Origin of the sequence: Stutzerimonas stutzeri (assembly GCF_019090095.1) — a bacterium.
GTDB lineage: Bacteria > Pseudomonadota > Gammaproteobacteria > Pseudomonadales > Pseudomonadaceae > Stutzerimonas > Stutzerimonas stutzeri_AN.
On sequence record NZ_JAGQFP010000002.1, the window covers coordinates 491,759 to 510,971 of the forward strand.

Sequence of the window (19,213 nt, forward strand, 5' to 3'; positions counted from 1 at the left end):
CCTATGGTGGGTCGATAAAGCGCGATCCACCTACGATCATTGCGAGGAACCCAACGCCATGTCACGCCGTGCCTCCCGTCCGCTCGCCGCTGATCGCGTCACCAACCCGGCGCCGGAGGCCTACAGCTACGTCGAGCTGGACGCTGCCGCGCAGCGGGGCAATGCGGTGCTGGCCGAGGAGTGCGCCCTGGCCATCGCCTATAACGGCATCAGCCATGCGGTGATGATGGTCTCGCCCAGTGCGCTGGAAGACTTCGTCGTCGGCTTCAGCCTGAGCGGCGAGCTGGTCGGGAGTATCGACGAGATCTACGACATCCAGCTCAGTCGTCGCGGTGAGGCGTTCAGTGCCGAGGTAGAGATCGGCAATCGCGCCTTCTGGGCACTCAAGCAGCAGCGCCGCCATCTGGCGGGCACCAGTGGATGCGGCCTGTGCGGCGTGGAAGCGATCGATCAGGCGCTGCCGCAGTTGACCTCCCTCGCGTCCAGTCCGTTGCCGCCGGCGGCACACCTGCACGAGCTGCGCGCGCGGATCAACGATGCGCAGCGTCTGGCGCGACAAAGCGGTGCGCTGCACGCCGCGCTATACGTCGACGAGCACGGCGAAATCGTGCTGTGTCGCGAAGACATCGGCCGGCACAATGCGCTGGACAAGCTGATCGGTGCGCTGCGTCGTGAAGGCCGCGACAGCCGGCGGGGCTTTGCCGTGGTCACCAGCCGTTGCAGCCTGGAGCTGATCCACAAGGCCGTGCGCGCCGGGTTGTCGACGTTGGTCAGCCTGTCGGCACCGACCGACCTCTGTGTGCGCTGGGCGCGGCAGCATCGGCTGAACCTGATCCACCTGCCGCACCACAGCGCACCGCGGGTCTACAGCCCGGGCGACAGCGCGGCATAGACCCACCCCTCGCGTTGCGCTGAAGCGCAGGCTTTCGCCGCCGCTCCGAACCTCGGTCGATCACGCGGTGCCCTGCGCCGGCGGCCGCGCTCAACGGCCCGCCGCGCGGCGGCGCCTGTCCCTGGCGCTAGCGGTCACCGGACAGCATGTCGCGCACCCGCGTCGCCAGATGATTGATGGAAAACGGCTTGCTGATCATGTCCATCCCGGTGTCGAGGAAACCGCTGCTGGCGGCCTGCTCGGCGTAGCCGGTAATGAACAGCACTTTCAATGCGGGCCGGTGCTGGCGGGCCACGTCGGCCAGCTGCCGGCCGTTCATGCCCGGCAAGCCGACGTCGGAAATCAGCAGGTCGATGCGCTCGCCACTGCGCAGTATCTGCACCGCCGCATTGGCTTCGGCGGCCTCTAGGGCGCGATAGCCGAGCATGTCCAGCACGTCCAGCACCAGCGACCGCACGGCGGCGTCATCTTCGACGAGCAGCACGGTCTCGCCCTTGGACATCGGTGGGGCCTGTTGCGCCGTCTCGTTCGGGGCCGGCCGTGAGCTGGCATCCTGATGCGCCGGCAGATAGAGCGTCACTTCGGTGCCTTGGCCTGGCTCGCTGCGGATCTGCAGGTGGCCGCCTGCCTGGCGCGCGAAGCCGTAGATCATCGACAGTCCCAGGCCCGTGCCCTGGCCGATGGGTTTGGTGGTGAAGAAGGGTTCGAACGCCGCCGCCAGAACCTTCGGCGACATGCCGCAACCGCTGTCGATCACGCTGAGGCTGACATAGCGCCCCGGTGCCAGTTCGCCGACTTCCGACTGTCGCTGCAACTGCACGTTGGCCGTTGCGATATACAGGCTGCCGCCGTCGGGCATGGCGTCGCGGGCGTTGATTACCAGGTTGAGCAGCGTACTTTCCAACTGGTTTTCGTCGCTGCTCGCTGGCCAGAGATCGGGCTCGAGCTGGGTATCGACCAGGATATGGCTGCCCAGGGTGCGCACTATCAGGTCGCGCATCGAGTCGACCAGTTCATTGAGATCGACGCGCTTGAGGTTCAACGGTTGTCGACGGGCGAAGGCCAGTAGCCGGTGGGTCAGTGCGGCGGCGCGATTGGCCGAGTTCATCGCCGCATCGATGAAGCGCTGGGTTTCGCCGTGGCGCCCGGACTGGTTGTAGCGCTGGATGAGATCCAGGCCGCCGATGATGCCGGTGAGCATGTTGTTGAAGTCGTGGGCGATTCCGCCGGTCAGCTGACCGACCGCCTCCATCTTCTGAGCCTGGCGCAGGGCTTCTTGCGCCTGCTCGCGGCTGGCCATTTCCTTGACCAGGCGCTCGTAGACCTCGGCCAGCGCCTCGGTGCGCTCCTGGACCCGGCTCTCCAGTGTCTCGTTCAGGTCACGCAGCGCCTGTTCGGCCTGCCAGCGCTCGGTAACATCCTGGGCCAGGACGAAGAAGCCCTGAACCTGTCCGGTGTCGTCTCTGCGCGGCAGGTATTGCACCTGGGAACGGCGCGTTCGGCCGTCGCGGTGCGGGCTGTCGGCCTCGAAACTGCTGGGCTGGCCGGCGAGTGCCGCTTCGATGTTCGCGCGTCGCAGCGTATAGCCCTGCTCGCCGAGCACCTCACGGATGGACTTGCCGTACAGGTGCTCGGGAGACAAGCCGAACCAGTCTTCATAGTGGCGATTGTTGAAGCGAAAGCGCTCGTTCCGATCGATGTAGCCGATGAGCACCGGCAGCGCATCGGTGATCATGCGCATCTCCGCTTCGCTGCGCCGCAAGGCCTGTTCGTCGCTGGGGCGCAGGCACAACAACTGCCCGGCGATGCGCTCGCCGTCGCGGATCGGGCTCAGGGCCAGGTCGAACCAGGCCGCGGCACCCTTCGCGGTGCCATCGCTCGAGAGGCGATAGTTGCGCAGCAGGCAGGCGTGGCTGGGTTCGTGTCGCTCACGGGCTTCGAGCAGCTCCGGCCACACCGGGCCCCAGGTTTCGGCGACGGGCGTTCCCAGCGCGGCCGGATGATGCGTACCGATCAGCCGCGCGTGGGCATCGTTGTACAGCTGCAGGCCGTTCTCGCCCCATAGCACGCACATCGGCAACGGCGCATCGAGCACGGTATCGAGCAGGATACGCAGCGCGGCAGGCCAGTCGTCGATCGGCCCCAGCGAGGTCGCGCACCAGTCGTGACGACGGATGCGCCCACTCATTTCATCGGTTCCGGGGGGCCAGCGCCCTGGGTCTACAGCCATAGGTCACCCATCGATGCGCGGCGGCGTGTTGCCCAACGCGCCAGCCGCGCTCGGCATGATCCGCCTAATGTGGCGCAGCCAGCGGCTGGCCTTCGTTGTGTTGTCCGTTCAGATGCCTCTCCATCCTAACCAGCCCTGCCGACGATCACCGAGTTATAGGCGACCTCCGACCACCACAATTAAGTCAGCGCCCGCCGTTCAGGCTGGATAGCCTTGCAGGCTGCGAATCAGCGTCAGGTAATCGACCACGGCGGTGAATTCTTCGGTGTCCTTGCGTCCGCGACGGCTGTCCGGTTCGCTGATCGCCAGCAAATGTGCGATGCCGAAATCGCGCGCGCTGCGTAACACCGGCAGGCTGTCGTCGATGAACAGCGAGGTGGCGGGATCGAATTCCAGATCCGCCTTCAGGGCGTACCAGAACTGCGCCTGCTCCTTGGGAAACCCGTAGTCGTGGGAGCTGATAAGGCGATCGAACCAGGGCGCCAGTTCGACGCGCTCGAGCTTCAGCGACAGCGAATCGCGATGGGCATTGGTGATCAGCACCACCCGCTTGCCTGCCTCGCGCAGGGCGGCGAGAAATTCGTCGGCGGCCGGACGCAGGGCGATGAGGTCGGCGATCTCGCGCTTCATCTCGCGGATCGGCAGGTTCAGCTCGCGGGTCCAGAAGTCCAGGCAGTACCAGGTCAGCTTGCCTTCGTGCTCGTTGAACAGCGGAGCCAGCTCCAGCTCGGCCATCGCCGGGCTGATGCCGTGCAGTTCGGCGTAGCGCCGGGGCATGAATTCGAGCCAGAAGTGGTTATCGAAGTGCAGATCCAGCAGGGTGCCGTCCATGTCCAGCAAAACGGTGTCGATGTCGGACCAGGGCAATGAATCGATCATGTCGGGCTCTCGGTGGCGTTGGCGCAATGGTGCGACAGCGGTCGGCTCGATGCAAAGCGTTCACGGCGACGGGGAAAAGGCGGGTTATGATTGCGGTTCGCGTTTCAAGGATATCCCCCATGCGCCAGAAACCTACCGTACTTGCTCGTGAGATCGTTGCCAGCAGCCGTCTGTTCCGTGTCGAGGAGTTGCAGCTGCGCTTCTCCAATGGCGTCGAGCGCACCTACGAGCGGCTCGTCGGGCAGGGCACCGGCTATGGCGCGGTGATGATCGTCGCGCTGGAAGCCGACGGACGGGCATTACTGGTCGAGGAATATTGCGGCGGCACCGACAGCTACGAGCTGTCGCTGCCCAAGGGGCTGATCGAGCCGGGTGAGGATGTCCTCGACGCCGCCAACCGTGAGCTCAAGGAAGAAGCCGGCTTCGGCGCGCACCGCCTGGAGCTGCTCACCGAGTTGTCGCTCTCGCCCGGTTACATGAGTCAGAAGATTCAGGTGGTGCTGGCGCGCGACCTGTATGCCGAACACCTGCCCGGCGATGAACCGGAGCCGATGCGCGTCGACCGGATCGACCTGCGCGACCTCTCCAGCCTGATCCAGAACCCGCAGTTCAGCGAGGGCCGCGCACTGGCGGCGCTGTATCTCGCACGGGACCTGCTGACCGAGCGCGGGGAGTTCAGCCGATGAGCCACCCTTATCTGACGCGGGTCATCGATCTGGTTCGCGACGCCGGGCAGGCCATCCTGCCGCACTGGCGCAACGACGTGACGGTGCATGAAAAGGCCGACGCCTCGCCGGTCACCGCTGCGGACATGGCCGCCCATGATGTCCTCGTCGCGGGCCTGCAGGCACTGGATGCGGGGATCCCGGTATTGTCCGAAGAAGACTGCGCGCTGAGCCTGGCCGAGCGTGCCGGCTGGAGCCGTTGGTGGCTGGTCGACCCGCTGGACGGCACCAAGGAGTTCATCGCCGGCAGCGACGAGTTCACCGTCAACGTGGCGCTGATCGAGCGTGGACGGGTGCTGTTTGGCGTGGTCGGTGTGCCGGCCAATGGCCGCTGCTATTACGGTGGCGGCGACTTCGGCGCCTGGCGTGCCGAGGCCGATGGCGCAGCGCAACCGCTCCGGGTACGCGCCGAGTCGATCGGAGCCTTCACCGTCGTGGCCAGCCGTCGGCATACGAGCCCGGCGCAGGAGCACCTGCTCGATGGCTTGCGCCAGCGTTTCGGCGATCTGGCGCTGGCCAACGTTGGCAGCTCGCTGAAGTTCTGCCTGTTGGCCGAGGGCGCTGCCGATTGCTACCCGCGGCTGGCGCCGACCTCGCAGTGGGACACCGCCGCCGCCCAGGGTGTGCTCGAGGGGGCCGGGGGCGAGGTGCTGGATGTCAGCGGTGCGCCGCTTACCTACGAAGCGCGTGAGAGCTACCTCAACCCGTCGTTCCTGGCGTTGCCCCGTGACGCAACCTGGCGTGGCGAGCTGATCGAGTTGGCCAACCGCTAGCGCTGCCGCGACAGGTCTGCATTGGTCCTATTCGCGGTCAAGCGGAGCGCGACGGCCGCCATGCTAGGATTTCCCGCCGTGGCCAAGCCAAGCGCTTGAGCCTGATTGCAGGAGCTGCGCTGTGTCGAAAACACCCACCGGGATACGTCAATGGATCTGGCGCGTCATCGTCCAGACCGCGCTGATTCCGTTGGTGCTGGTCGAAGTGGTGCTGGTGGCCACCTACCTGCTGACCAACAACGCCATCCGCGAGGCGCAGATCGACTACCTGCGCGAGACGGCGCTCGGCGATCTGCAGGCCGCGGTGACGCTGGAGACACGGATCATCGACGAGCAGCTGCAACAGGTGGCACGCGCGACCGACCTGCTGCGCAGCGCCACCCGGCGAACCCTGGCATCCGACGAGCCGATCGAACCCTACGCGCTGCCGATCAATGCCGAGGGTGTTCGTTACAGCCCGCGCGACGACGGCGGCGCGGCCAGCTTCTATTCGGCGCGCACCCCGGCCGAGCGTCAGGACCTGCAAAAGGTCGCCCGGTTGCACCGGCTCGATCCGCTGATGGCGGACCTGCACGCCGGCAATCCGCTGATCGCCAGCGTCTACTTCAACAGCTGGGACAGCTACAACCACATCTACCCCTGGTTCGACACGGCGCAGCAGTATCCGCCGGACATGGCCATTCCCGACTACAACTTCTATTACCTCGCCAACGCCTGGCAGAACCCGTCGCGCAAGGTCGTCTGGACCGACGTCTACCTGGATCCGGCCGGGCAGGGCTGGATGATGTCGGCCATCGCGCCGGTCTACCGCGGCGATTTTCTCGAAGGGGTCAGCGGCATCGATGTGACCGTCGGCGGCCTGCTCCGGCAGATCGGCACGCTGCGGGTGCCCTGGAGCGGTTATGCCGTGCTGGTCAGCCGCGACCTGAGCATCATGGCCCTGCCGGCCGCCGGCGAGCGGGAGTTCGGCCTGGATGAGCTGACCGATCATTCCTATGACGAGGCCATCCGCCGCGAGGTATTCAAACCGGAGGATTTTCGCCTCGATCGGCGCGAGCAGACGCGGCGGCTGGCCCATGAGCTGGCCAATCAGAGCGAGGGGGTGATGCGCCTCGAGCTCAACGGCGCACAGCGACTGGTTGCCTGGACCACGGTGCCGCAAACCGGCTGGCATCTGCTGGCGGTGGTCGATGAAGCGCAGGTGTTCAGCCAGACCAACGCGCTGGCCAGCCACTTCCAGCAGATCGGCTACCTGCTGATTGGCGGCCTGCTGGTGTTCTACCTGTTGTTTTTCGCCTTCATCTGGCTGCGGGCGCGGCGGCTCAGCCAGGCGCTGCTGACACCTCTCGCCGGCATCTCGCGGATGATGGCCGCCATCGGCTCGGGGCAGTGGCGACCGCAGCCGCCTGAGGCGTCCGCCATTCGCGAAGTCGACGAGCTGACCCAGCACACCCTGGCTCTCGGCGGACGGCTGGAAACCAGCGAGGCGCAGCGCAGCCAGGCGCAGGAGCGCCTCGAGCTGGTCCTGGAAAGCGCCACCGAAAGCCTCTGGGAACTGGACATGCGCAGCGGCACGATGCAGTTGCGTGGCCGCCTGCCGGCGCGCTTCGGGCTGCCCGCCGCGCAGCTCAGCGAAGCGCAGTTCCTGCAACGCATCCACCCGCAGGACGTGCCCCAGGTGCGTGCCGAGCTGGAGCGTATGCATCTGGGCGGCGTCCAGCTGCGCTACGAAAGCGAGTTTCGTTTCGTCGACGCCCTGGGGACCTACCACTGGTTGCTCAGCCGTGGCCGTGTGCTCGAGCGCGATCCGGTGAGCGGCCAGGCGACGCTGATCGCCGGCACCCACGTGGATATCGATGCGATCAAGCGCGGCGAAGAAGACCTGCGCCTGGCGACCCAGCAGGCCCAGGCCGCGAATCAGGCCAAGACCCATCTGATTTCCAGTATCAGCCATGAGTTGCGCACGCCGCTCAACGCCATCCTTGGTTTTGCCCAGCTGATGCGCATGGACTGCTCGCCTGATGCCGACGCCCAGGCCGTCGATTACCTCGATGAGATCCTGCTGGCCAGCCGGCATCTGAACCAGCTGCTGGCGGACATCCTCGACTGGTCCAGCTTGCAGGCCGAGCGGCCGCGGCTGGAACTCGAGCCGGTCGAGGTCACCGGACTGATGCGCGAGTGTGCCGAGCTGGTGGCGCTGGAGGTCCGGCGCCATGGCCTGCAGCTCAGCTTCGACTTGCCGGCCGAACCGGTCGAGGTCGTGGCCGAGCCTCGGCGGCTGCGTCAGGTGCTGCTCAACCTGCTGTCGAATGCGATCAAGTACAACCGCCCGGCGGGGCAGATCCGCCTGGCTGTGGAAACGCTGGCCGGCCAGGTGCGCCTGCTGGTCGAGGACACGGGCCTGGGCATCGACGAGGCCCTGCATGCGCAAATGTTTGAGCCGTTCCGACGGCTGGGCCGCGAGAGCTCGAACATCCAGGGCGCCGGCATCGGCCTGTCGCTGTGTCTGGAGTACGCCAAGCTGATGGGTGGCAGCATCGGCGTCAAGAGCAGCCCCGGCGTCGGCAGCCGCTTCTGGATCGCTCTGCCGGCGTTCGAGCCGCAGGCCCAGCCGCGGCGGCATGAGCGCCCACGAATCCTGTACGTCGAAGACGACCCGGCCAGCCAGCTGCTGGTGCGCAAGGCGTTGGCCGATCTGGGGGAGGTCAGTGTGGTCGACAATGGCCGTCTGGCCCTGGAGCGCGTGCTGGCCGATCCGCCGGATCTGTTGCTGCTGGACCTGAACCTGCCCGAGCTCAGCGGGGAGCAGCTGCTGGGGTTGCTGCGCCAGGCGCCCGCCACGCGCCGGCTACCGGTTATCGTGCTGAGCGCAGCAAGCCAGATCGACCAGGGGCTCGATTGCCAGGACCGCTTGAGCAAGCCGCTCAACCTGAGCGAACTGCGCCGGCGCGTGCGGGAGCACCTTCAAGCCCTGGACCTGACAACGGGCTGACCCGCAGCCCGAGGTGCGCATGGCCTAGCGGCCAGCCCGCGCATTCGTGGCAGGCGCAAGGCGCCGGGGTGGCGCGTTTCAGTCGGCGCGCTCGCCGCAGAGGTCGAGTGCGAACCAGTGTTCGACTTCGCTCTGGGACAGCCCTGCGCCCAGCAGCGCGAACAGCTTGCCCAGCGCGGCCTCGCGGGTCATCCCGCCGCCGGAGATCAGCCCACTGGCGGCCAGCTGACTGCCGGCGGCGTAGATACCGAACTCCACATGCCCCTGTGGGCACTGGCTGATCGCAGCCAGCACGATGCCCCGGCGGTGAGCGGCTGCAAGTGCTTCGAGCAGGTCGGCGTCATCCGCCGGGCCGGTTCCGCTGCCATAGCATTCGACCACTATCCCCTGCACGCCGCTGGCCAGAAGCGCACTGAGCTGCGCGGCCTGGATGCCGGGGTACAGCGGTAGCACGGCCAGGCTCACCGGCTGGCGCGCTCGGCGATAATCGAGCGCGGGCGGGACGGCGGCTGCGCGCGCGCCCTGACGCTGTCGCGTCAGTACGCCGAACGCATCGAGGCTGGCGGTACCAAGCTTGCTGACCCGAGCGCCATGCATGAGCTTTCCCGCGAAGTACAGCTGGACGCCAGGCTCGACACCCGCATGCAGCGCCTGCATGGCGCCGAACAGGTTGCCCCAGGCATCGCTGTCGGGCGCGCCGGCCGGCAGCATGGCACCGGTCAGCACCACCGGCACCGGCAAGCCAAGCAACAGGAAACTCAGAGCGGCGGCGCTGTAGGCCAGGGTATCGGTGCCATGCAGCACCAGGACGCCATCGCAGCCGTCCTGCTCCACACCGGTCCGAATAGCCTCGACCATGGCCAGCCAGTTCTCCTGGCGCATGTTGGCGCTGTCGATCGGCGGCAGCAGTTCGCGAAATTGCCAGTGCGGCAGGGTCAGCTGCGGCTGTTGGGCCTGCTGTTCGCGCAGGCGCTCGGCAAATCCGGAGGCGGGCACCAGGCCCTCGGCACTCTGCTGCATGCCGATGGTGCCGCCGGTGTACAGCACCAGGATGTTTCTGGACATAGAGCTCTCCTATGAAAACAGGAGGCCGTAGCCCCCTGTTCATATCCCGCTGCGGGCGCTTAGCGTTGCGACGCCGGCGAAGCGGTTGCCGCTCCCGTGGCCGCTGATGCGCGGGCTTCCTGGACGGGCCAGACGCTCGGGTCCAGGTCCAGATCGGAGAAATTCTTCGGGTCGAAGACCGGCTGCTCGACGCCGGCATCACGCTGGCTGTCGTAGTCGCGCATCAGGCGCAGACCGACCTTGAACAGCAGCGCCAGGGCGATGAGGTTGCAGATCGCCAGCAGGCCCATGGTGACGTCGGCGAAGCCGAATACCGTGCCCAGGTCCTGGATCGAGCCCCACATCACCAGGCCGATGACCATGATGCGGTACACCAGCACCGGCCAGCGCTTGGCGGTGAAGAAGCCCAGGGCGTTCTCGCCGAGGTAGTAGTTGTAGATCAGCGTGGTGAACACGAACAACAGCAGTGCCACGCTGATGAACACCCGGCCCCACTCGCCGACGACGGCAGCGACGGCGGTTTGCGTCAGGACCACACCGGCCATGTCGCTGCCCGGCTCGAACACCCCGGAGAGGATGATGATCAGCGCGGTGCAGCTGCACAGCACGATGGTGTCGATGAACACGCTGAGCGACTGGACGATGCCCTGGGCCACCGGATGCTTGACCTCGGCGACTGCCGCGACGTTTGGCGCGCTGCCCAGACCGGCTTCGTTGGAGAACAGGCCGCGCTTGACGCCCATGATGATGGCCGCACCGATACCGCCCGCGAACGCCGGCTCGAGACCAAACGCGCTGCGGAAGATGGTGCCGAACGCCTCAGGGATATCGCCGGCATTGCTGCCGATGACGAAGATCGCCATGGCGATGTAGGAGAACGCCATCACCGGGACCAGCACGTCAGCGAATTTGGCGATGCGCTTGATGCCGCCGAAGATGATCAGGCCGATCACCACCATCAGCACGATGCCGCTGATGAAGGTGGGCACGCCGAAGGTGTCGTTCATCGAGCTGGCGACGGTGTAGGACTGCACCGCGTTGAAGCCGAAGCCGAAGGTCACCAGCAGCAGCAGCGACACCACGATGCCCAGCCAGCGCTGGCCGAGGCCGTGCTCGATGTAGAAGGCCGGGCCGCCGCGATAGCCGCCGTCGGGTTCGCGGCGCTTGTACAGCTGCGCCAGGGAACATTCGAAGTAGCTGGTGGCCATGCCGACCAGCGCGACGATCCACATCCAGAAGATCGCGCCCGGGCCGCCGAGCATGATGGCGACCGAGACACCGGCGATGTTGCCGGCACCGACACGGCCGGCGACGCTGAGCATCAGCGCCTGGAACGAGCTGAGCTGTCCGGGCTGGCGTTTGAAGGCTTCGCCGAAGATCTGGAACATGCTGCCGAAGTAGCGAAACTGGACGAAGCGCGAGGCGATGGTGAAGAACAGGCCGAGGCCTATCAGCATCACGATGAGCAGCTTGCTCCAGATGAGATCGTTGAGTAAGTCGAGCATGACGGTAGGGTCTCTCTTGTTGTTGTGACAAATGTTGAAACACAGAACGGGAATGGTTGGCCAGACCCGACAGTCATGCAATTACGCGGATCGCGGCGAACTGGCGCGAGTTGATGCTAGAATCGCGCCGCTCGCATCACCCGGACTCCCGCATGGACAACCACCTTGGCGCCAACCTCAAGCTGCTCTGCAGCCATTACCGCTCCATTGCCGAGGTCTGCCGCAAGCTCGCGATCAACCGCGCCCAGTTCAACAAATATCTGAACGGCCAGAGCCGCCCGACGCCGCACAACCTCAAGCGGATTTGCGATTTCTTCGGCGTGGAAAGCTACGAGCTGAGCCTGCCCGTCGAGCAATTCGCTCAGCTGATCGGCCTCCGGCAGCACGACCAGGAACGCATCGCCGCCAGCGATCCGCTGCTGGAGCTGTTCCAGCCGATGCGCGACAACGCCAACAGCCTGTCCCGTTATTGCGGCTACTACTTCGAATACGCCAACTGCATGTCGGTACCGGGGCAGATCCTGCTGTCGCTGGTGCACCTGCGCGAGGACCGCGGCAGCTATGTCTTCGAGCGCCAGGAGCGTCAGGAGCAGTCGCGCGCCGATAATCCCAAGCAGGAAGATGGCGTGGTGCGCTGTCGCTACCTGGGCGCCGCCTTCTACCTGCAGGATCGCCTGTTTCTCATCGACTACGAGTCGTTGACCGACAACGAGATGAGCCAGACCATCCTGATTCCCAGTTTCAAGAGTCGCATCAGCCGCCTCAACGGCCTGAAGACCGGCGTCTCCAGCGGCGACCGTCGCACCCCGGCCTGCACCCGCGTGGTCTGGGAATACCTGGGCACCGAGATCAACCGGGTCAATGCCTATCGCCAGGTGATGCTCTATGAGCTGGACGACCCGCGGATCGACCCGGAAATCCGCGCGCGACTGGCGGCGGTGTCCCTGCGCGACGGCTTGTTCGAGATCGAGTAAGACCTAGCGCGGATCGCCGCGGAGCGCTTCCAGACGCCGCCGCTGCTGGCCATGGGCGTCGAAGTTGTCCGCCTGCAGCCAACGTTCGAGCGCTTCGCCGCAGACCGGCCACTCGTGGTCGAGCAGGGCGAACCAGGCGGTGTCGCGGTTGCGCCCCTTGATCAGCATGTGCTGACGAAACAGCCCTTCATAGCTGAAACCCAGCCGTGTGGCGGCGCGCATGGAGCGGGCGTTTTCGGCATTGCATTTCCATTCCAGGCGCCGGTAGCCCAGCTCGCCCAGGGCCAGCCGGGCCAGCAGGTAGACCGCCTCGGTCGATGCCGGGCTGCGCTGCATCGCCGGGCCGAAGACGACGTGACCGATCTCGATGCAACCGTGTGCCGGCGTGATGCGCATGAAGCTCAGCAGCCCGACCGCCCGCCGTCGGCGCCGGTCGATCACGGTGAAGAACATCGGATCGGCAGAGGTGGCGCAATCGTCCAGCCAGCAGTCGAATGCGGCGCGCTCGAGAAAGGGGCCATAGGGCAGGTAGTCCCACAGCGCGGGGTCGTCTGCCCCTTGCAGCGCGCTCCAGAGGTCGTCGCTGTGCTGCGTGAGGGACAGTGGCTCGAGGTCCACGTACTGCCCCATCAGTGGGGCTCGGGGCGGGATGGGCACCGGCTGCCAGCCGGTCAAGGTCTGCATGGTCATCTGGCACCTGTTCAGAGCAGTTTGCGGTATTGGACGAAACCCGAGCGAGCCGCGATGCGCTCGTAGAGCTGCATCGCGTTGTGGTTGCTTTCGTGGGTCAGCCAGTGCACCCGCGACGCCCCCGTGTCACGGGCATGGGCATAGACGTGCTCGATCAGACGCCGGCCGACACCAGCGCCGCGCAGGCCATCGCTGACGAACAGGTCCTGCAGGTAGCAGTAGTCGCCGGTGGTCCAGCAGGAGCGGTGGTAGAGGAAGTGCACCAGACCAACCGCCTGGCCGTCCTGCCAGGCCAGTGCGGCATGCATGGGTTCGGTTGGATCGAGGAAGCGTTGCCAGGTCGTGACGCTGGTCTGCTCGGGCACGCTGCTTTGGTAGAAGGCCAGGTAGCGCTGCCACAAGGGAAACCAGGCAGCCTGGTCGTCGGCGGTGATGGGGCGGATATCAATGCTCATGCAGCATCCTTGGGGTCGTTGCGTGATGGAGTTGGGCGGCCAGCTCACGGTCGCGGCTGTCGTAGCTGCTTGCCAGGCCGTCACGCACGCCGGCCTGGTCGGCCGGGCTGCGGTTCTGGCTGAGCTTCCATTTGCCTTGCAGCTGTTCGATCGGCAGGGCGAAGCCGACGATGGCGCGCAACAGCTTGTCGATATAGGCCGCGGGCGCATCGCCCACCGCCCAGGGTTGCTCACGCTGGGCCTCGTGCTGCGCGCTGAGACGGGTCACCAGCTGCAGCAGGCGCTCGCTGTCGTCAAACACCTCGGCGCGTCCTCGCGCCTGCACGCTGATGTAGTTCCAGGTCGGCACCACCTTGCCGTGCTCGGCTTTGCTGGCGTACCAGGACGGGCTGACATAGCCCTCGGCGCCCTGGAATATCACCAGCGCCGGCTGGCCTTCGGCGAGGTCGTGCCATTGCGGGTTGGCCCGGGCAAGGTGCCCGTACAGCGTGCCGAAGCGACCCTCATCAGGCGCCAGCCACAGAGGCAGATGGCTGGCGAGCAGGCCCTGGGCGCCATGGCTGACGAGAGTGGGCAGGCGGCTGTCGCGCATCTGCTGATGCAGTGTCGCAAGGTCGTCCTGGCGAAAGGCGGTGGGGATATACATCGTCCGGCTCCTGACTGATGAAGCCATGCTAGGCGGAGCATTGGTCTGCTGTAAGATCCACTTTCTGTGACTTTCATGGAGCCAATCTGCGATGCCGATCCCGTCTGCTCCGCCGTTGTCGGTCGACCTGTCCGGCATTCGCCTCGATCCGCAGCGCGGCCTGGCGCGTCAGCTCTACCAGGCGTTGCGCGAACGCATCCTCGACGGGCGCCTGCCTGGCAGCACGCGGCTGCCCGCGAGCCGCGATCTGGCCGGCCTGCTGGGGGTTTCACGCAATACGGTCATCCGCGCCTTCGATCAGCTGTACGCCGAAGGGTATGTCGAGGGCCGCATTGGCGCGGGCACCTTCGTCGCCGGGTTGGGTGCGAAGGCCGCGCCGATTCCAGTCGCGCCGGCCGACACCCTGCAGACGGGCGCCTTGCAGATGCTGCAGAGCCATCACCTGAATCCGCCGCTGAGTGGGCCGCCACGGGCGTTCCGGGTTGGCGTACCGGCATTCGACCTGTTTCCGTTCGAGACCTGGGCACGGCTGTCCGCGCGCTTCTGGCGCAAGCCGTCGCCGGCGCGCCTGGGCTACGGTGATCCGGCTGGCGATCTGCAGCTGCGCGAGCTGATCGCCGCCTATCTGCGCAACAGCCGCGGCCTGCACTGCGCGCCTGGACAGATCCTGGTCACCAGTGGTGCACAGCAGGCCATCAGCCTGTGCGCGCAGTTGCTGGTCAGCCCCGGCGCGCGGGTGGCGGTGGAAAACCCCGGCTACCGCGCCGCAGGGCACGCCTTGGCGATCGCGGGGGCGCAGCTGTGTGGGGTGGCGGTGGACAGCGACGGTCTGGATACCGCCGAGCTGGCGCAGGTAGACGGCTGCAAGCTGGTATACGTGACGCCGTCGCATCAGTACCCGACCGGCGTCACCCTGTCGCTGGCGCGGCGGCTGGAGCTGCTGGAGTGGGCGCAACGCAACGATGGCCTGATCATCGAGGACGACTACGACGGCGAGTACCGCTATAGCGGCACACCGTTGGCGCCGCTCGCCGCCCTCGATCGGCAGGGCCGTGTGCTCTATGTCGGGACCTTCTGCAAGATCGCGTTTCCGGCGCTGCGCCTGGGCTATCTGGTCCTGCCGCCGGCGTTGGCCGAAGCCTTCGCCCGCCGTCGTGCGCTGGATATGCGCCACTCGGAGATCGGCACCCAGGCGGTCATGGCCGAATTCATCGCCGCCGGGCATTTCCAGCGACACATCCGGCGCATGCGCAGCGCGGCCCGGGCCCGGCGCGATGCCTTGCTGGCGGGTTGGCCGAGCGCGATCGACGGCTGCGCGCCGCTACCGCCGGTGCATGCCGGGCTGCATCTGTGCGTGCGGGTGAACAGCCTGGCGCGCGAGCGGGCGTTGATCGCTGCGGCTGAACGGGTTGGCGTTGAGATGTCGGCCCTGAGCCGCTACTGGCTGCCTGACAGCGCCACCCCGGAGGATGAACGAGCGGGGCTGGTGCTGGGGTTTGCCGCGGTGCCGGAGGCGCAGATCGAGCAGGCGCTGGAGGCGCTGCGGCGCGCCTGGCACCCATAGAAAGGCGGGGCGAAGCCGCCGCGCTCGCGGCGCGGCGGCCCGCTTTCGGTCACGGACGCAAGGGCACCAGTCGCGGCGCGATCATGTTCTCCGGGCGCAGGATGTCGTCGAGGGTGGCGTCGTCCAGCAACTGCTCCTCGCGGACCAGTTCCAGTACACCGCGGCCGCTGAGCAGCGCCTGGCCGGCGATGCGGGTGGCGTTCTCGTAGCCGATGTAGGGGTTCAGCGCGGTGATCAGGCCGATGGAGTTCTCCATCAGGCGCCGGCAGTGGTCTTCGTTCGCCGTGATGCCGACGATGCAATGCTCGCGCAGCATGTCCATGGCGCGTTGCAGCAGGCGGATCGAATCGAACAGTTTGAAGGCGATCAGCGGCTCCATCACGTTGAGCTGCAGCTGGCCGGCCTCGGCGGCCATGGTCAGCGCCAGGTCGTTGCCGATGACTTCGAAGGCCACCTGGTTGACCGCTTCGGGAATCACCGGGTTGACCTTGCCCGGCATGATCGAGCTGCCCGGCTGGCGGGGCGGCAGGTTGATCTCGTTGATCCCGGTACGCGGACCGCTGGAGAGCAGGCGCAGGTCGTTGCAGATCTTCGACAGCTTCACCGCCAGACGCTTGAGCATGCTGGAGAAAGTGACGAAGGCGCCCATGTCGGAGGTGGCTTCGATCAGGTCGGCAGCGGGTTTCAGCGGATGGCCGCTGATGGTCGCCAGGCGGTGCACGGCAAGGGCCTGATAGTTCGGGTCGGCGTTGATGCCGGTGCCGATGGCGGTGCCGCCGAGGTTCACTTCGACCAGCAGCTGTGGCGCGATCAGGCGCAGGTGCTCGAGATCCTCGCCGAGGGTGGTGGCGAAGGCGCGGAATTCCTGGCCGAGGGTCATCGGCACCGCGTCCTGCAGCTGGGTACGGCCCATCTTGAGGATATGCGCGAACTCCGCCGACTTGCCGGTGAAGGCTTGCACCAGGCTGTCGAGGCTGGCCAGCAAGGTGTCATGGCCGAGCAGCAGGCCCAGGCGAATGGCGGTGGGGTAGGCGTCGTTGGTCGACTGCGCCATGTTCACGTCGTTGTTCGGATGCAGGTGGCGGTACTCGCCTTTGGCGTGGCCCATGTATTCCAGCGCCAGGTTGGCGATCACCTCGTTGGCGTTCATGTTGGTCGAGGTGCCGGCGCCGCCCTGGATCATGTCGACGACGAATTGGTCGTGGTGCTCGCCGCGGATCAGTCGGGCGCAGGCCTGGCTGATCGCCAGGTGCTTGGCGTCGCTGAGGTGTCCCAGCTCACGGTTGGCGTCCGCGGCAGCCTGCTTGACCATGGCCAGTGCCACCACCAGCTTGGGGTAGTGCGACAAGGGTACGCCGGACAGATGGAAATTGTGCACGGCGCGCAGCGTCTGGATGCCGTAGTAGGCGTCGGCGGGTACTTCGAGAGCGCCAAGCAGGTCTTTTTCGAGGCGGAACGATGCAGCAGAGGACATGAGGGTTCTCATCCGAGAGAAAAGCGGCAAGTGCCGCGAAGGCCGCTACGATAGGGCCTGAGGCCTGTTGCGGGCCAATGCCGTTAAACGCTGGGTCATGCACAATCGGCATAACGAGCATGTGACGTCGCCTCGCTGGCGAGCGTTATTGCGACGTACGATCGTCCCTGACACGGCTGCCCGGAGCACCCATGAACATCGAAACCAAGTGGCTGGAGGATCTGGTCGCCCTGGCTGCCACGCGCAGCTTTTCCCAGGCCGCCGAGCGGCGCTTCGTCACCCAGCCGGCCTTCAGCCGTCGCATTCGCAGCCTGGAAAATACGCTGGGCCTGACCCTGGTGAACCGCGCCCGGACGCCGGTCGAACTGACCGAGGCGGGCCAGCTGTTTCTGGTCACGGCACGCAACATGGTCGAGCAGCTGGGCGAAGTGGTGCATTACCTGCACAACCTCGAGGGGCAGCGTGGCGAGGTGTTGCAGATCGCCGCCGCGCATTCGCTGGCGCTGGGGTTCTTCCCCGGATGGCTGGCGCGCCTGCGCCAGGACGGTGTACCGGTCAACAGCCGGCTAGTGGCCACCAATGTTGGCGAAGCCGTGCATTCGTTGCGTGAGGGCGCCTGCGACCTGATCCTCGCCTATTACGATCCGGATGCCGCGTTGCAGATGGACCCGGAGCTGTTCCCCTCGCTGGCGCTGGGGCGCACCGAGATCGTCCCGGTCTGCGCGGTCGATGACGCGGGTCGGCCGCTGTTCGATCCTGACAGCGGTCAGAGCGTCCCGCTGCTGGCCTACAGCGCCGGTGCCTCGCTGGGGCGCTCGGTCAATCTGCTGCTGCGCCAGCGTGGGCTGCGCTCGACCACCGTGTACGAAACGGCGATGGCCGACAGCCTGAAAAGCATGGCCATGCAACGGCTGGGGCTGGCCTGGGTGCCGCGCCTGAGCGTCACCGCCGAACTCGAGCGTGGCGAACTGGTGGTCTGCGGTGGCGAACACTGGCGGGTGCCGCTGGAGATACGCCTGTATCGCTGTGCACTGGTACGCAAGGCGCCGGTGCGGTTGCTCTGGCGCAAGCTGGAGAGCGGCGCGGGGCAGGAGGGCGAGGCCCTGACAGTCGAGTGAGACCCGGACGCGATCGACGCGTCCGGGCGTGGCGTCACATGCCCAGCACGATCCGGCCTTCGATGGTGCCAGCGCGCATCTGGTCGAAGATCTGGTTGATATCGTCCAGCTTGCCGTGGTGGATGGTCGCCTTGACCAGCCCTTCGGCGGCAAAGTCCAGCGCCTCCTGCAGATCCGCGCGGGTGCCGACGATGGAGCCGGTGATGCTGATGGCCTTGAGCACCACATCGAAGATCGGCGTCGGGAAGTCGCCTGGTGGCAAGCCGACCAGGGCGACGGTGCCGTGCCGCCGCGCCATGCCGATGGCCTGCCCGAAGGCGCTGTTGGACACCGCGGTCACCAGCACGCCGTGAGCGCCGCCGATGTCGCGCTGGATGACCGCCACCGGATCCTCATGGCGAGCGTTGACCGTCAGGCTGGCGCCGAGGGTGCGCGCCAGTTCCAGCTTGGCGTCGTCGACATCCACCGCCGCGACGTGCAGGCCCATGGCCTTGGCGTATTGCACGGCGACGTGGCCGAGCCCGCCGATGCCGGAAATCACCACCCACTGGCCCGGGCGGGCGTTGGTCACCTTCAGTCCCTTGTACACGGTGACGCCGGCGCAGAGGATCGGCGCGATCTCGTCGAACGCCACCTGCTTGGGCAGGATGCCCACGTAGTTGGGATCGGCCAGGACGTATTCGGCGTAGCCGCCATTGACCGAATAGCCGGTGTTCTGTTGATCGGTGCAAAGCGTTTCCCAGCCGGTCAGACAGTGCTCGCAGCAGCCGCAGGCCGTGTACAGCCAGGGCACACCGACCCGGTCGCCTTCTTTGACGCGGGTAACACCGCTGCCGACGGCGGCGACATAGCCGACGCCCTCATGGCCAGGAATGAACGGCAGCGACGGACGCACCGGCCAGTCGCCCTCGACGGCGTGCAGGTCGGTATGGCACACCCCGCAGGCCTCGATCTTGACTAGGATCTGCCCTGCGCCTGGCAGCGGCACCTTCACTTCCTCGATGCGCAACGGCTCGCCGAAGGCATGTGCCACGGCGGCTTTCATGGTCTGGTTCATGACGGAATCTCCTTCGCCTGGGGACCGCCAGTCTGCGCCGCGGCCATGACCGCATCATTGGCGTCGAGCAATGCCCGCCGCGATCCGAGACCTGGCCGGACGCACGGTCGCGGGTGCCGGCGCGCGGGGGCTTGCGCTATACTGCGCGGCCTTCGGTCGGACCGGTTCCGGCCA

At 66.5% G+C, this 19,213-nt stretch carries 16 protein-coding genes; 7 read left to right on the forward strand and 9 right to left on the reverse strand.

The window, feature by feature from the left end; all coding sequences use genetic code 11:
• Window positions 1–58: 58 nt before the first annotated feature.
• Window positions 59–892, forward strand: a complete 834-nt coding sequence (gene fdhD / locus KVO92_RS11925) for a formate dehydrogenase accessory sulfurtransferase FdhD (RefSeq protein ID WP_217475861.1) — start codon at window positions 59–61, stop codon at window positions 890–892.
• A 127-nt stretch (window positions 893–1,019) separates the two neighbouring features.
• Here fdhD and KVO92_RS11930 read toward each other — a convergent pair whose 3' ends face one another.
• Both KVO92_RS11930 and yrfG read right to left on the reverse strand, forming a co-directional pair.
• On the reverse strand, window positions 1,020–3,122 hold the full coding sequence (locus KVO92_RS11930) for a PAS domain-containing protein (protein ID WP_217475862.1): 2,103 nt from the start codon (window positions 3,120–3,122) through the stop codon (window positions 1,020–1,022).
• 198 nt (window positions 3,123–3,320) lie between these two features.
• The gene (gene yrfG, locus KVO92_RS11935) at window positions 3,321–4,001 is read right to left on the reverse strand and encodes a GMP/IMP nucleotidase (RefSeq protein WP_217475863.1); all 681 of its coding nucleotides are present in this window, start codon (window positions 3,999–4,001) and stop codon (window positions 3,321–3,323) included.
• Between the two features lie 119 nt (window positions 4,002–4,120).
• Between yrfG and nudE the strand changes: the two genes are divergently transcribed.
• The 3 genes from nudE (at window position 4,121) to KVO92_RS11950 (ending at window position 8,491) form a co-directional block, all read left to right on the forward strand.
• Window positions 4,121–4,687 carry an ADP compounds hydrolase NudE gene (nudE, locus tag KVO92_RS11940; RefSeq protein WP_217475864.1) on the forward strand — a complete coding sequence of 189 codons (567 nt, stop codon included), beginning with the start codon at window positions 4,121–4,123 and terminating at the stop codon, window positions 4,685–4,687.
• Window positions 4,684–5,499: a 3'(2'),5'-bisphosphate nucleotidase CysQ gene (cysQ, locus tag KVO92_RS11945; protein ID WP_217475865.1), complete on the forward strand. Its 816-nt coding sequence runs from the start codon at window positions 4,684–4,686 to the stop codon at window positions 5,497–5,499. The genes nudE and cysQ overlap by 4 nt, the downstream gene beginning before the upstream one ends.
• 121 nt (window positions 5,500–5,620) lie before the next feature.
• On the forward strand, window positions 5,621–8,491 hold the full coding sequence (locus KVO92_RS11950) for an ATP-binding protein (RefSeq protein WP_217475866.1): 2,871 nt from the start codon (window positions 5,621–5,623) through the stop codon (window positions 8,489–8,491).
• A 78-nt stretch (window positions 8,492–8,569) separates the two neighbouring features.
• Here the strand turns inward: KVO92_RS11950 and KVO92_RS11955 are convergent, their stop codons facing one another.
• Together KVO92_RS11955 and KVO92_RS11960 are read right to left on the reverse strand one after the other, a co-directional pair.
• Complete coding sequence (locus KVO92_RS11955) at window positions 8,570–9,556, reverse strand: asparaginase (protein WP_217475867.1); 987 nt, start codon at window positions 9,554–9,556, stop codon at window positions 8,570–8,572.
• A gap of 59 nt (window positions 9,557–9,615) precedes the next feature.
• The gene (locus KVO92_RS11960; protein WP_217475868.1) at window positions 9,616–11,061 is read right to left on the reverse strand and encodes an alanine/glycine:cation symporter family protein; all 1,446 of its coding nucleotides are present in this window, start codon (window positions 11,059–11,061) and stop codon (window positions 9,616–9,618) included.
• A gap of 152 nt (window positions 11,062–11,213) precedes the next feature.
• On the opposite strand from KVO92_RS11960, the gene KVO92_RS11965 reads away from it, so the two are divergent.
• On the forward strand, window positions 11,214–12,035 hold the full coding sequence (locus tag KVO92_RS11965; protein WP_217475869.1) for a helix-turn-helix domain-containing protein: 822 nt from the start codon (window positions 11,214–11,216) through the stop codon (window positions 12,033–12,035).
• A gap of 3 nt (window positions 12,036–12,038) precedes the next feature.
• On the opposite strand, the gene KVO92_RS11970 is transcribed toward KVO92_RS11965, so the two are convergent.
• Genes KVO92_RS11970 through KVO92_RS11980 form a run of 3 tightly spaced genes read right to left on the reverse strand, consistent with a single transcriptional unit; the run spans window position 12,039 to window position 13,826 of the window.
• Window positions 12,039–12,725: a GNAT family N-acetyltransferase gene (locus KVO92_RS11970; protein WP_217475870.1), complete on the reverse strand. Its 687-nt coding sequence runs from the start codon at window positions 12,723–12,725 to the stop codon at window positions 12,039–12,041.
• Between the two features lie 11 nt (window positions 12,726–12,736).
• Window positions 12,737–13,180 carry a GNAT family N-acetyltransferase gene (locus KVO92_RS11975; protein WP_217475871.1) on the reverse strand — a complete coding sequence of 148 codons (444 nt, stop codon included), beginning with the start codon at window positions 13,178–13,180 and terminating at the stop codon, window positions 12,737–12,739.
• Window positions 13,170–13,826 carry an FMN-binding negative transcriptional regulator gene (locus KVO92_RS11980; protein ID WP_217475872.1) on the reverse strand — a complete coding sequence of 219 codons (657 nt, stop codon included), beginning with the start codon at window positions 13,824–13,826 and terminating at the stop codon, window positions 13,170–13,172. Before KVO92_RS11980 ends, KVO92_RS11975 begins: the two co-directional genes overlap by 11 nt.
• Window positions 13,827–13,917: 91 nt before the next feature.
• On the opposite strand from KVO92_RS11980, the gene KVO92_RS11985 reads away from it, so the two are divergent.
• Window positions 13,918–15,390: a PLP-dependent aminotransferase family protein gene (locus KVO92_RS11985; protein ID WP_254621420.1), complete on the forward strand. Its 1,473-nt coding sequence runs from the start codon at window positions 13,918–13,920 to the stop codon at window positions 15,388–15,390.
• 49 nt (window positions 15,391–15,439) lie between these two features.
• Here KVO92_RS11985 and KVO92_RS11990 read toward each other — a convergent pair whose 3' ends face one another.
• Window positions 15,440–16,864, reverse strand: coding sequence for an aspartate ammonia-lyase (locus KVO92_RS11990; RefSeq protein ID WP_217475873.1), 1,425 nt, complete (start codon window positions 16,862–16,864; stop codon window positions 15,440–15,442).
• A 191-nt stretch (window positions 16,865–17,055) separates the two neighbouring features.
• Between KVO92_RS11990 and KVO92_RS11995 the strand changes: the two genes are divergently transcribed.
• The gene (locus tag KVO92_RS11995; RefSeq protein WP_217475874.1) at window positions 17,056–17,982 is read left to right on the forward strand and encodes a LysR substrate-binding domain-containing protein; all 927 of its coding nucleotides are present in this window, start codon (window positions 17,056–17,058) and stop codon (window positions 17,980–17,982) included.
• Window positions 17,983–18,016: 34 nt separating this feature from the next.
• Here the strand turns inward: KVO92_RS11995 and adhP are convergent, their stop codons facing one another.
• A complete protein-coding gene (gene adhP / locus KVO92_RS12000; protein ID WP_217475875.1) occupies window positions 18,017–19,039 on the reverse strand; it encodes an alcohol dehydrogenase AdhP in 1,023 nt (340 codons plus the stop codon).
• Window positions 19,040–19,213: the final 174 nt, after the last annotated feature.

Excerpts from the sequence above, each read along its gene's own strand:
- fdhD (WP_217475861.1), top strand. The coding sequence starts at position 59 with ATGTCACGCCGTGCCTCCCGTCCGCTCGCCGCTGATCGCGTCACCAAC.
- KVO92_RS11975 (WP_217475871.1), bottom strand. The coding sequence starts at position 13,180 with ATGAGCATTGATATCCGCCCCATCACCGCCGACGACCAGGCTGCCTGG.
- yrfG (WP_217475863.1), bottom strand. The coding sequence starts at position 4,001 with ATGATCGATTCATTGCCCTGGTCCGACATCGACACCGTTTTGCTGGAC.
- KVO92_RS11970 (WP_217475870.1), bottom strand. The coding sequence starts at position 12,725 with ATGACCATGCAGACCTTGACCGGCTGGCAGCCGGTGCCCATCCCGCCC.
- nudE (WP_217475864.1), top strand. The coding sequence starts at position 4,121 with ATGCGCCAGAAACCTACCGTACTTGCTCGTGAGATCGTTGCCAGCAGC.
- KVO92_RS11930 (WP_217475862.1), bottom strand. The coding sequence starts at position 3,122 with ATGGCTGTAGACCCAGGGCGCTGGCCCCCCGGAACCGATGAAATGAGT.
- KVO92_RS11980 (WP_217475872.1), bottom strand. The coding sequence starts at position 13,826 with ATGTATATCCCCACCGCCTTTCGCCAGGACGACCTTGCGACACTGCAT.
- KVO92_RS11960 (WP_217475868.1), bottom strand. The coding sequence starts at position 11,061 with ATGCTCGACTTACTCAACGATCTCATCTGGAGCAAGCTGCTCATCGTG.
- cysQ (WP_217475865.1), top strand. The coding sequence starts at position 4,684 with ATGAGCCACCCTTATCTGACGCGGGTCATCGATCTGGTTCGCGACGCC.
- KVO92_RS11955 (WP_217475867.1), bottom strand. The coding sequence starts at position 9,556 with ATGTCCAGAAACATCCTGGTGCTGTACACCGGCGGCACCATCGGCATG.
- KVO92_RS11965 (WP_217475869.1), top strand. The coding sequence starts at position 11,214 with ATGGACAACCACCTTGGCGCCAACCTCAAGCTGCTCTGCAGCCATTAC.
- KVO92_RS11985 (WP_254621420.1), top strand. The coding sequence starts at position 13,918 with ATGCCGATCCCGTCTGCTCCGCCGTTGTCGGTCGACCTGTCCGGCATT.
- KVO92_RS11995 (WP_217475874.1), top strand. The coding sequence starts at position 17,056 with ATGAACATCGAAACCAAGTGGCTGGAGGATCTGGTCGCCCTGGCTGCC.
- KVO92_RS11990 (WP_217475873.1), bottom strand. The coding sequence starts at position 16,864 with ATGTCCTCTGCTGCATCGTTCCGCCTCGAAAAAGACCTGCTTGGCGCT.
- adhP (WP_217475875.1), bottom strand. The coding sequence starts at position 19,039 with ATGAACCAGACCATGAAAGCCGCCGTGGCACATGCCTTCGGCGAGCCG.